Source organism: Rhizobium skierniewicense, from assembly GCF_014196515.1.
Lineage (GTDB): Bacteria > Pseudomonadota > Alphaproteobacteria > Rhizobiales > Rhizobiaceae > Agrobacterium > Agrobacterium skierniewicense.
Window position 1 is genome coordinate 205,565 of the sequence record NZ_JACIDV010000007.1, and the last position, 12,498, is coordinate 218,062.

General features: G+C 60.1%; 9 protein-coding genes. All 9 read right to left on the reverse strand.

Annotation, left to right across the window (positions count from 1 at the left end):
- Positions 1-2: 2 nt before the first annotated feature.
- A complete protein-coding gene (locus tag GGQ73_RS13285; protein ID WP_183896738.1) occupies positions 3-2,831 on the reverse strand; it encodes a [protein-PII] uridylyltransferase in 2,829 nt (942 codons plus the stop codon).
- 127 nt (positions 2,832-2,958) lie between these two features.
- Positions 2,959-5,610, reverse strand: coding sequence for a DNA mismatch repair protein MutS (gene mutS / locus GGQ73_RS13290; protein ID WP_183896812.1), 2,652 nt, complete (start codon positions 5,608-5,610; stop codon positions 2,959-2,961).
- A 169-nt stretch (positions 5,611-5,779) separates the two neighbouring features.
- Positions 5,780-6,661: a l-ornithine N(alpha)-acyltransferase gene (olsB, locus tag GGQ73_RS13295; protein WP_183896739.1), complete on the reverse strand. Its 882-nt coding sequence runs from the start codon at positions 6,659-6,661 to the stop codon at positions 5,780-5,782.
- A 97-nt stretch (positions 6,662-6,758) separates the two neighbouring features.
- Entirely contained in the window at positions 6,759-9,011 is a 2,253-nt protein-coding gene (locus tag GGQ73_RS13300) for a hybrid sensor histidine kinase/response regulator (RefSeq protein ID WP_183896740.1), read from the reverse strand.
- A gap of 56 nt (positions 9,012-9,067) precedes the next feature.
- On the reverse strand, positions 9,068-9,556 hold the full coding sequence (lspA, locus tag GGQ73_RS13305) for a signal peptidase II (RefSeq protein ID WP_183896741.1): 489 nt from the start codon (positions 9,554-9,556) through the stop codon (positions 9,068-9,070).
- Positions 9,556-10,416, reverse strand: a complete 861-nt coding sequence (locus GGQ73_RS13310; protein WP_183896742.1) for a TrmH family RNA methyltransferase — start codon at positions 10,414-10,416, stop codon at positions 9,556-9,558. Before GGQ73_RS13310 ends, lspA begins: the two co-directional genes overlap by 1 nt.
- Positions 10,413-11,585 (reverse strand): class I SAM-dependent methyltransferase, encoded by a 1,173-nt coding sequence (locus tag GGQ73_RS13315; protein ID WP_183896743.1) that lies wholly within the window; start codon positions 11,583-11,585, stop codon positions 10,413-10,415. Before GGQ73_RS13315 ends, GGQ73_RS13310 begins: the two co-directional genes overlap by 4 nt.
- A 107-nt stretch (positions 11,586-11,692) precedes the next feature.
- On the reverse strand, positions 11,693-12,043 hold the full coding sequence (locus tag GGQ73_RS13320; RefSeq protein WP_174151772.1) for a lipopolysaccharide assembly protein LapA domain-containing protein: 351 nt from the start codon (positions 12,041-12,043) through the stop codon (positions 11,693-11,695).
- Positions 12,044-12,167: 124 nt separating this feature from the next.
- On the reverse strand, positions 12,168-12,497 hold the full coding sequence (locus GGQ73_RS13325) for an integration host factor subunit beta (protein WP_269082219.1): 330 nt from the start codon (positions 12,495-12,497) through the stop codon (positions 12,168-12,170).
- Between the last annotated feature and the right edge of the window lies 1 nt (position 12,498).

A 12,498-nucleotide genomic window follows, 5' to 3' on the forward strand; every position in this document is an offset into this window, starting at 1 on the left:
CGTCAAGCCTTCGCGGTGCGTGCAGCGGGCAGAGCCGCGACATCGGGATGGGCGATGATGCCCGACGGCATTCGGTCGCGCAATTCGTCTTCCTGTTCGGCCATCACCGCTTTCAAACGGGATGCGATGCTGGCCTGGCGGTTGTCGGTCATGACCTTCTGGCCGAAGAGATCGGTCACATAGAAGGTATCGATGACCTTTTCGCCGAACGTCGTGATACGCGCCGAGGTGATGTCGAGGGAGAGATCGGCCAGGACCGCCGTCATATCCGCGAGCAGGCCGGTACGGTCGAGGCATTCCACCTCGATCACCGAAAACTTGTTGGACAAGCCGTTCGAGATGGTCACGGAGGGCGGAATGTTGAAGGTTTTGCTCTTCTTGCGGCTCTTGGTGCGCGTCGCGATGATTTCCGGGATCCGCTTTTTGCCCGCCAGCACCTCCTCTATCATCTTGCCGATATTGTTGGCGCGCCGCGTCTCATCCTCGTCGATGGGGAACTCGCGATTGATGAGGATGGTATCGAGCGCGCGGCCATCCGACGTGGTGAAGATTTGCGCATCGGCAATGTTGGCACCGGCAGCCGCACAGGCGCCGGTGATGATCGACAGGAGGCGCGGATGGTCTGGGGCCAGCACGGTGATTTCGGTGATGGCGTGGAAGGAATGGGTCCGCACCATCGTCGACAGCGCTTTTTCCTGCTTGTCGGCCTCGCGCAAAAACCGCGTGTGGCGGATTTGATCGTCCAGATCGACCGACAGAAGATAGGGCTCATAGTGCAGGCCGGTATATTTGCGCCGTGCCTTCTGGCCCCAGTCCGTCAGCGCGTCATACAGCGCCTGACGGGCGATCTTTGCGCGTTCCTTGCGAGACGTCTCCGAGAAACCACCCGATAGAAGAAGCTCGGTTTCGTAATAGAGCGTGCGCAGAAGCTGGCCTTTCCAGCCGTTCCACACATCCGGGCCTACCGCCCTGATGTCGCAGACGGTGAGGATGAGCAGCATTTTCAGCCGTTCCATCGACTGCACTTTGGCCGCAAAGTCGGTGATCGTCTTGCGGTCGTGCAGATCGCGCGTCTGCGCCACCATCGACATCAGCAAATGCTGTTCGATCAGCCAGAACACGGTCTCGGTCTGCTTGCTGCTCAGCCGGAAACGCTGGCACAGCTTGCGCGCAACGCGGGCACCGGCAATCGAATGATCCTCCTGCCGACCCTTGGCCACATCATGCAGCAGCACAGCCACATAAAGAGCCTCGCGATCCTCCACTCCGGGTATCAGCTGATTGACAAGCGGATGGGTGTCGACCGCCTGTCCCTTTTCGATTTCCGCAAGCACCGCAATGGAGCGGATCAGATGCTCATCCACCGTGTAGTGGTGGTACATGTTGAACTGCATCATCGCGACGATCTTGCCGAATTCCGGAATGAACTTGCCCAGCACACCCGCCTCGTTCATGCGCCGCAAGGTCAGCGCGGGATCACGCCTGGATGTGAGAATGGCGAGGAAGAGACGGTTGGCCTCTTCGTTCTCGCGCAGGTCGTGGTTGATCAGCGCCATGGATCGTGTGACGACGCGCAGCGCATCCGGGTGCAGTTCGAGATTGTTGATGTCGGCCACATGAAACAGCCTGATGATGCTGACGGGATCGTTGCGGAACACGTCGGCATTGGCCAGCGCAATGCGGCCGCGATCTTCCACGAATTCGTCGGAGCCGGGTATCTTGCGCAGACGGTGGGCAAAACGGCTGAACACGCCCGACAGACCGGGGACGTCCTTGGCCTGCCTGTCTTCCAATGCGGCGCAGAGAATGCGGGTGAGATCTCCCACATCCTTGGCGACGAGGAAATAGTGTTTCATGAAGCGCTCGACGGCGGACAGGCCGGGGCGCGGCTGGTAGTTCAAGGCCGCGGCGATGTCCCGCTGTATGTCGAAGGACAGCCGCTCTTCCGCCTTGCCGGTGATGAAATGCATCTGGCACCGCACGGTCCAGAGGAAATCGTCGGCCTTTTCGAACAGCTTCAGTTCGCGTTTCGAGAGTACGCCAAGCTTTACCAGTTCGGCGGTATCGCGAACATGGTAGTAATATTTGGCGATCCAGAACAGCGTGTGCAGGTCACGCAGGCCACCCTTGCCTTCCTTGACGTTGGGCTCCACCAGATAGCGTGTATCCCCTGCCTTGCGGTGGCGCTGGTCGCGCTCGGCCAGTTTGGCGGCAATGAATTCCGGACCACTGCCGGTCACGACTTCCGTCTCGAAACGACGCTCAAGCTCATCGGCCAGCGTCTGCTTGCCGCAGATGGAGCGCATTTCGAGAATGGCGGTGCGGATCGTCATATCCGCCTTCGACAGGCGAATGCACTCGTCCACCGTGCGCGTGGCATGGCCGACCTTGAAGCCGATATCCCACAGAATATAGAGGATGAACTCGATGGCCTTGTTCATGTCAGGCGTATTTTTGGTGGGCAGCAGGAACAGGAGATCAATGTCGGAGCCTGGCGCCAGCGTGCCGCGACCGTACCCGCCAACCGCGGTGATTGCGATCTGCTGGGCGTCGTTGGGGTAGACATGGCGGCAGGCCAGTTGGTAGAGCACCTCGATCAGGCGGTCCTGAAGCCAGGAAATCCGGCGTGCGCAATCGATACCGCCGCCTTCCGTATCCAGCAGTTCGCGCGCCTTGTCGCGGCCCTGTGCACTGGCCTTCTTGAAGATCGGCAACAGATCGGCCCGCAGATCGGAAACGCGCTGCTCATCACCCTGAAAGACGAATTCGCATTCCCGTTTCAGTGCGTCGACATCCAGTATCGCTGAGAAATCCAGGTCTTTTGTGGCCATTGATGCCGTTATCCATTTCATATGGGCTCTGCTTTTGGCATAGCCCTATAGCGATTTTCGGGCGTGAAGGACAGGCACGATGCGCATCTAAAAAGGACAGTGCCCCTTCACAAGGACACTATAGGGCTCAAGCCTTGCCAAGTTGTTTCTTGAGCGCGTATAGCGCGTCCAGCGCCTCACGCGGGGTCATTTCATCCGGGTTCAGTGCCTTCAGTGCCTCATCCACCTTCGAATTTCCATGGTTGCGGCTTTCCTCGCGCCGCACCGCGATCTGGAACAGCGGCAGATCGTCGATCAACTGGCTCGCCGGGTTCTTGCGGTCGGCATCTTCGAGCTGGGTCAGAACCGCCCGCGCGCGCTCGACCACAGAGGCCGGAAGACCCGCAAGCTTGGCGACCTGGATACCGTAGGAACGATCGGCAGCACCCGGCCCGACCTCGTGCAAGAAGATCACGTCGCCTTCCCACTCGCGCACTTTCATGGTGGCATTAGACAAGCGACCGAGCTTTTCGGACAGCACCGTCAATTCGTGGAAGTGGGTGGCAAACAGGCCCCGGCAGCGGTTGACCTCGTGCAGGTGTTCGACCGCCGCCCATGCGATCGAAAGGCCGTCGAAGGTCGCCGTACCGCGACCGATCTCGTCCAGAATGACGAGCGAGCGATCCGTCGCCTGATTGAGGATCGCTGCCGTCTCCACCATCTCCACCATGAAGGTCGAGCGGCCCCGCGCCAGATCGTCCGACGCGCCGACGCGGGAAAACAGCCGGTCGACGATGCCGATATGGGCAGCATCCGCCGGAACGAAGGAGCCGATCTGACCCAGAATGGCAATCAACGCGTTCTGGCGCAGGAAGGTCGATTTACCGCCCATATTCGGGCCGGTCAGCAGCCAGATAGCGCCGTTGCGGTTGCCGTTGACCGCCGAGAGATCGCAATGATTGGCGATGAAAGGTCCGGAAGACTGGCGGCGCAGCGCCTGCTCCACCACCGGATGCCGCCCGCCCTTGATGCTGAACATCATCGAACCGTCGATGACGGGGCGGCAATAGGCCTGTTCCGCAGCAAGATGGGCAAGACTTGTGGCAACGTCGATCTTTGCGAGTGCCAGGGCGCCAGCCTTGATGGCTTCGGCATGGGAAACGATGGCCCGGACCATCTGCTCGAAAGCCTGCAACTCGATCGACAGCGCCTGCGAGGCCGCGTTGGCAATGCGGCTTTCCAGATCGGCGAGTTCGGTCGTGGTAAAGCGCATGGCACCCGCCATGGTCTGGCGGTGGATGAAGCGGGCTTTGGCCTCGTCGCCCGTCATCATCACATCGGCATTGCCCGCGGTTACCTCGATGAAATAGCCGAGCACGTTGTTGTGCTTGATCTTCAGAGACTTGATGCCGGTCTCTTCGCTATATTGCAGTTGCAGCCCGGCGATGACACGGCGCGATTGGTCCCGCAGCGCCCGGATCTCGTCCAACTCGGTGTTGGAACCCTCCCGCACGAATCCACCATCCCGTTTCAGCAAGGGCAATTCGTCGGCAAGCGTCGCGCTCAGCATCGCTTCCAGCGGTGTCGGAAGCGCTTTGAGCGCAGCAAGCGCGTCGGCCAGCTCATCCGGCAACAGGCCCTGATCGAGCAATTCCGCAACATTGGCGGCGGCGGAAAGCCCCAGCCTGATGGCGCCGATGTCGCGTGGCCCGCCGCGATCGAGCGCCAGGCGCGATAGCGCGCGCGGCATGTCGGCCACCTGCTTCAGCGCATCGCGCAAGCCATCGGAGAGCGATACATCGTCCAGCAGATAGGCAACCGCATCCAGCCGCGCATTGATCTTGTCCGCATCGGTCAGCGGCGACATCAGCCGCTCTGCCAGAAGTCGCGCCCCGCCGCCCGTCACCGTGCGGTTGATGGCGTGCAGCAGCGAGCCGTCGCGTTCACCCGACAGCGTCTTCGTCAGCTCCAGATTGGCGCGCGTGGCAGGATCGATGAAGAGCGTGGAGGCGGCACTTTCGCGCTCGGGTGCCGCCAAGGGCGGGCGTTCGGCAATCTGGGTTTTCTCGACATAGGCGACCGCGGCGGCGGCCGCCGCCATCTCGACGCGGGAGAACGTGCCAAAACCATCCAGCGTGGTGACACCGAAATAGCGGGCAACACGGCCTTCTGCCGTTGCGCTGTCAAACAGGACGGCAGGCTGCGGCACGGTCACGCGACCCAGTACGTCGAAAACTGCCTTCAATTCCTCGTCGTGGAACAGGCTGTCGGCAACGATCAGCTCGCGCGGATCGATGCGCCAGATATCGGCCAGAAGCCGTGTCAGCGTCGTCTCTGCCAGACGAAAAACGCCGGTTGAAATATCGATCCAGGCGAGCGCGAACTGCGCCTCGGCGCTGCCCCTGATCCGCGCGAGCGCCATCAGATAATTGGATTCCTCCGGCGACAGCAGCTTTTCTTCGGTCAGCGTTCCCGGCGTCACGAGCCGCACCACATCGCGCCGCACCACCGATTTCGAGCCGCGCTTCTTGGCTTCCGCCGGGTCTTCCGTCTGTTCGCAGACGGCGACGCGATACCCGCGCAGGATCAGCTTTTGAAGGTAATCATCCGCCGCATGCACTGGGACGCCGCACATGGGAATGTCCTGACCCAGATGCTGGCCGCGTTTCGTCAGCGTGATGCCGAGCGCACGCGAGGCTTCTGCGGCATCGTCGAAAAACAGTTCGTAGAAATCGCCCATGCGATAGAACAGCAGCGAACCGGGGTTGTTCGCCTTGATCTCGATATATTGCTCCATCATCGGCGTGGCCGACGCGCGGCTCTGTTCAGAAATGAGCGAGGCGGTGGAATGAACGTCCGTCAATGGCTTTTCAATATCGTTGTATGTTGCGGGAAACGAGCGTCAGACTAACGGCCCCTCGCCTTTACCACAACACAGTCGACCCGCCTGCCCACAGGAAGCTTCAGACTTAACCGTTGAAACGATAGCCTTCGCCGCCGTAATAGGTGATGTATCGTCCGGCGATGGATGACACCGGTAGAATGACCAGCACATCCGTCGTGTTGAAGGCATGGTCGACCACGGCGCCGGAACCGAATGTGGCGCCGATGCGCATATAGGCCTTGATGAGCGGCGGCATACCGACAAGCGCACGGCGCGGGTTGATGGCTTCGGTGGGCATCATGTCCATCTCGCGGTAAAGCTCGGGCAGGGCAGATGCAGACCATTCGCCTTTCGCACCGCAATTGTGATGGAGGAAGGAAAGCGCCAGAGCATGCGCCTCCGGCTGCACACCGGGAAACGAAGCGCAGCCGATCATGGCATCCATACGGTGGCGGACGGCATAGGCCCAGTTGCCCTGCCACAGAAGTTCGACCGTTCTTTTCGTGCGATATTGCGGCAGAACGCAGGAGCGGCCGAGTTCCATGAAGCGCTTGCCCGGATGGCGGGCGATCAGCCCGTCGACATCGAACTCGCTGGCCGAGTAAAAACCATTGTAGGCAAAAGCCGTTTCCTGGCGCAGCAGGCGGTAGGTGCCGACGATCTGGTCTTCCGGATCGCCTTCGATGGAATTGTCCAGAACCAGCAGATGGTCGCAGACGGCATCGAATGCATCGATATCACGATTGCGGCGCATGGCGTCGGCGGGAAGCCGCGCGCCCATCTCCTCCACAAAGACCCGGAAGCGGACATGCTGTGCCGCGTCGATTTCACGGTCGTTTCTGGCCAGCCGGGTTTCCAGCGGGCCGATGCGACCGAACACATCGTCGTTGCGCGGCGGCGAAACGGGCGCGATATGTGCAATGACATTGCGCTCGCGAATGTCATGTTCAAGAGTTTCCGTGACCATGGAGAATCGCCCCACCACCGTTTCGTTCTGGCTGTCATAAATCACTTCTTGACGACACAACAGTGACAGTTAGCCGCGTAACGGGCAGGAGATCAATTCAAAACGCGCCGGTGCGTTTTTGTGGAAACAGACGCAACACATCCTCGATCAGACGCTTCGGCTCCACCGGTTTGACGAGCACCGTGCTGATGCCCGCCTTGAGCAGAACGGATTTCGTCTCAGGCGTCGTATCGCCGCTCAGCACCATGATCGGTAGGTTTTTACGACCCTTCAGCAACGCGTTGAGGCGTGGCAGTACCTCCAGCCCATCACCAAGGGGCATATGGAGATCGGAAATAACGAGATCCGGCAAAGGTCCACCAGCCACCGAAAGAGCCTTCGTCAGAGCTTCGAAGTCGTGGACCATACGCACCTGACAGCCGGATTTCTCCAGCACGGCACGCAAGATGCGGGCGTTGACAGGATCGTCCTCGGCCACGAGAACATCAAGGTCATAGGGCGCCTCATTCAGAGCCGTGGAAAAACCAAAACCGGGATGCTGATTGTCATTGATGGCATCGCGACGCTCAAGCCCGCGCAGACGACCGCACAGAACGTCGGTCAGCGACTTTTCACGCAAGGGACGGATCAGCCAGGCGTCGAACGCCTCCTGCGACTGCGCGCCGCGCTCTTCCGGGTTGACCAGCAAAATCTGGCGGACAGTGCGGTCAGATCTTGATGACCAGCCTTCCAACGCCTCGCGAAACTGCGGGGCAACCCGGTGATCGACGATGATGTCGGTGATGTCAGCCAGACTATTGGGGGTGTTAAGCCTCGCCGCCTTCAATTGTCTCGGTGTCGAAACCAAAGTGCAAGTGCCACCCAGACCCCGGATGATATCGCCGGTGGCGGTTGCAGCAACGCCTGCCGGTGCCAGCAACAGGACGTTCGACTTGCAGAGCGCGCCCGCGCGGCTGGACACCCCGTTGGAGGTCGGTGCTGCGCCCGGCTTGAAGGTTGCCGTAAAGACGCTGCCCTCTCCCTTCTTGCTCGCCACCGTCAGCGCCCCACCGAATTCGCGGATGATGCGGGCGGAGATGGCAAGGCCAAGGCCCGTGCCTGCATGTCTGTGCGATGCGGAGCCTGCCTGTTCGAACTCACCGAAAATGCGGGCCTGTTCTGCTTTCCCGATCCCGGGACCGGTGTCGTTCACGGCAATCGAAAGCGTGTCGCCGAGCATGGATGCTCGCACCAGCACACCGCCCCTGGTCGTGAACTTCACCGCATTGCCGATGAGGTTGAACAGCACCTGGCGCAGACGTGCGGGATCGAAATCGAGACAGTCAGGAACATCGGCCGAAACGATGGACGCGATTTCGATGCCCTTTTCGTGGGCGCGATGGGCCAGCATTTCCACCACACTTTCGATGAGCTGGCGCAGGTTCTCGGCTCTCGGATTGAGCCTGAACCGCCCGGCTTCCATCGTGGAAAAATCGAGCAGATCCTCGACGAGCTGCACCAGTGATTGCCCCGACTGGCGCATTCCGTCGAGATAGTTGTGCTGCTCCTGTGTGAGTTTGGTCTGCGACAGAAGATGGTTCATGCCCAGAATGCCTGATAGCGGCAGACGAATTTCGTGGCTGACAGTGGCCAGAAGTCTGCCCTTGGCGGCGTTGGCATTTTCCGCCCGCAGTCTGGCATCCTCGCGGGTTCTGAGTGCGGCGCGCTCATCGGTCACATCGCGGGCGAGGCTGCTGATGACCAGACGGCTGCTGGCCGCGTCGTTTGCCACCACGTCATGCCAGGTAAAGATGCGCTGGCCATAGGGTGTGGCGATCTCGACATCGTAGCAATGCGCCTTGCCGCCGGGGCGGAACGCGATGCCGATTTCTTCGCAGGTTTTGCCCTGCGGCTCCGTACAGCCGGTCATTTCGCAAAAGGCGGCATTGGTGTGGAGGATGCGCCGGTCCATGTCGCGCGTGACGACGATATCGCCCATCGCCTCATGAATTTCCGCCATCAGGGCCACGTTCTGGCGGTAGCGGGCATCAACGATCTTCACGTCGCGCAGGGAGGCCTGACGCAGCATGGACGACCGGACCATCATGTAAAAGCCGCAGGACACGCAGATCGTGACCGAGAGCGCCGCCATGTAGAGCGCGACGTTTCCACCCAGATAGACGGCACTCGCAAAGGCAAACCCGCACCCTGCCGTAAACAGCGTCATGGCTCGAAGCAGGCGGAGGTAAAAACGTGCCGTCTGCTGCCCTGCCGTCGCTTCGACGGCGGGCGGCGCAACCAGAGCTGCGTCCTTCGCAACAGGGTCGAACGTTTCGGACAGCCGGTGTTGCAGTTTCGCCAGTTCGCTCATGGTGCCAGCCTTAGCATGGCAGCCGTTTTGATTGACTTGGCGAATACGCTAAAAATTTAGCTTTTCTTCGCCTTGGCGTGAAGAATTTCATCCAGAATGACGCAGCCCGCACCGATGGTGATGAAGGAATCCGCCAGGTTGAATACCGCGAACGACCATGTCTGCGTGTGAAACAGAATGTAATCGATGACATGGCCATACAAAAATCGGTCGAAGATGTTGCCGGCGGCACCGGCAATGATCAGCGCGAAACCCAGATGCGCAAAGGTGCGATCGGAATCGGTCTTTCGCCACAGCCAGATGACGAAACAGACGATGAGCAGCCGCATGGTCACAATGAACCAGCCTTCCATTCCCGACAGCATCGAAAACGCCACGCCGAGATTATAGGTGCGGTAGAGCGCCAGATACGGCACGACGGGCACCATTTCCTGAAGAGGCAGATAGGCTTCCACCAGAAGCTTGACGACCTGGTCGGTAATCAGTGCGATGACGATCAGGGCAACAGCGGGGGCGAGTTTGGAAAACAGGGCAGGCTTGGCCATCATGTCACCGGGGAAAGTTCGAGAAGATGGCGGCGGGCTTCAAACAGCATGACACCGGTTGCAATCGCCAGATTGAGCGAGTCGGCACGGCCCTGCTGGGGAATGCGCGCCAGCTGGTCTGCCTTGGACGCAAGCTCCGGCGGCAGACCGCCCTGCTCGTTGCCCATCAACAGCACGGTCGGCTTCTTTTTGTAATCGACGGTCCTGTAGTCCACCGAACCGGCCAGATGGGTGGCGACGACGCTGACACCTGCCGATTTTTTCCAGCTCAGGAACGCGTCCACGGTTGCGTGCGCAACGGCGATGGCAAAGACCGACCCCATGGTGGCGCGCACGGTTTCCAGCGAAAACGGGTCTGTGCAGTCACCCAGAAGGATGACACCGGATGCGCCAGCCGCATCGGCGGTGCGGATGATGGTGCCGAGATTGCCGGGATCGCGCACCCTGTCCAGCGCAATATAGGTCTGGCCACTGTCGGGGCGGATATCGTTGAGGTCAGTCCATTTCTGATCGAAAATTCCCACGACCATCTGCGGATTGTCACGACGGGTGATGGAGGACAGAATTTTTTCGGTGACTTCCAGAACAAGACCGCCAGAGGCGACCGTCTTTGCGGCCACCTGCTCGACCAGCGATTTGCCCTTGGCATTCTTGGCGTAGACCAGCGTGCGGATCGTCCAGCCCAGCTCCAGCGCATCGATGACCAGCTTCAGACCCTCGGCCATGAAGGTGCCGGTCTCTTCCCGACCCTTCTTCTGGGTGAGATTCTTGATGTCCTTGATGATGGGGTTGGCGAGGCTGGTGACCTCCTTGACCTGCCCTACCCGGCCCGGTCTGTTTTCACGGCGGTCATCGGTCATTTCGGCACCCAGCGGCTGAAGAGTGAGGTGGAAAGGGCGCGCCCCTGGGTCTTGCCATCAAGGCCAGCTTCGCGGATCACGAGTTCACCGGAGGCAACCTCGCCGCCTGCGCCACGCATGGTTTCACGCATCAATTCATGCATCGAATAAAAACTGGCGCGGATCGAATAGGCCGTCAGCACAAGCCCTAGCGCATTTGGCGACAGAATATCGCGGCAGACATCCAGCATCAGCGGCAGGTGATCGAACAGCTCCCAGATTTCGCCATGGGTGCCACGCCCGAATTTCGGCGGATCGGTCAGAATGATGTCGTAGGTGTTGCCACGCCGTTCTTCCCGCAGAATAAACTTCATCGCATCTTCGCAGATCCAGCGGATAGGCGCGTTGTCCAGACCTGCCAGTGCCTGATTTTCGCGTGCCCAGCCAATGGCCTTCTTGGAGGCATCCACATGGGTTACTTCCGCACCGGCAGCAGCCGCCACCAGCGAAGCGACCCCGGTATAACCGAAGAGGTTCAGCACCTTCAAAGGACGATCCGAAGCCTCGATGGTTTCTTTAAGCCATTCCCAATGCACGATCTGTTCCGGAAAGACACCGACATGGCGAAAGGCGGTGAAACGACCGAGAAAGTTGACACCTAGAAGAGAAAGCGGCCAGGTTTCACCCAGCGGCTCCTTGGGAAAGCGCCAGCGGCCCATGCCATCCTCGTCCGTATCGCCGGAAAAGACGGAATCGGCATTGTCCCAGACACGCTGCGGCAGAGTGGGTCGCCACAGAGCCTGCGCTTCCGGTCGAACGATGCGGTAATCACCGTATTGCTCCAGCTTCAAGGCATTCCCGCTGTCGATCAGGTGAAAGTCGCCAGCCCCGAGCGATTCCAGGATGACCGGCACCCGTTCACTCGGCAGGGCGCCCGTACGCTCCTTCAAGGGGCGTGGCGCAACCTGTTCCGTCTCAGCGGCAGGCCCGTTGGTCTTTGCCTTGGCGGCATCCTTCACGCTGTCTCTGGAACCGGTCCTGACCGGTGCGGCCGTCGGCGCGCGGACATGGTCGGCAGCGCGGCCGCGGGCTTCGGCATTTTTTGGCCTCGGCGGTTTGCCAGCGCTCTTGTTTCGGGGCTCCTGCCCTGCGCGCGGCTTGGCACCCGGGCGATTGTCTTTTTTCTTCAACGGGGTTCTTTCCAAGTCTGACCGCATCTGTTGCGACAGCGAATATCATCAAGGCGCGCCATTATCAAAGGGCTGCGCCTCAAACACCTATCGCTTCACGCGGAATTTTACTTGGAGGCGATCTGCGTTGTGGTTGGCGTTGTGGCGACAACAGCATTGGCAGCGGCCTTGTGGCGATTGGCCTCATCGTGCCAGCGTACGGCTTCCTTGGCTTCGGTGCGCGCCCGCTTGCGGTATTTGCCCTGCGAAAACCAGGTGACCATGGACCCCAAAACGATGCCCAGGATAAGCGAGAGGAAGATGAAGACGAAGAATGGCGCGGAAAACGACAAAAGACTGTCATCAGGTCTGAACGGATTGAGCGCGAGCGTCACGGCCTGCCGGTTGGCCACGCACAACACCACCAGAATAATGGCGAGCGGCACGAGGACCAGGAGGTTGATGATCTTTTTTGGCATCCAACGATACTCCGTCTTTAGGGGCCTTCAGACAAACCTGCATGGACGTCAGATAGGAGGCCGATTGCTCAGTCTCAACCGTTGTTGAAAGCGCATAAGGTCAAAACCACGTCGCACGGTGCGCTCAGTCTTCGTCTTCGACGTCGCTCATGCCCGGATTGAGCCGCTCGCGCAGTTCCTTGCCGGTCTTGAAAAAGGGGACCCACTTCTCTTCAACGAAAACCGATTCTCCCGTGCGCGGGTTACGACCGGAGCGCGAAGGGCGGTTCTTGACCGAAAAGGCCCCGAAGCCGCGCAGCTCCACGCGGTTGCCGGCAGCCAGTGCATCGGTGATCTCATCGAGCACGGCGTTGACGATATTTTCAACGTCGCGATGGTAGAGGTGCGGGTTATGCGCAGCCACGATCTGCACCAGTTCAGACTTAATCACGGTTGCCCCCTGAAAGGATTGGATT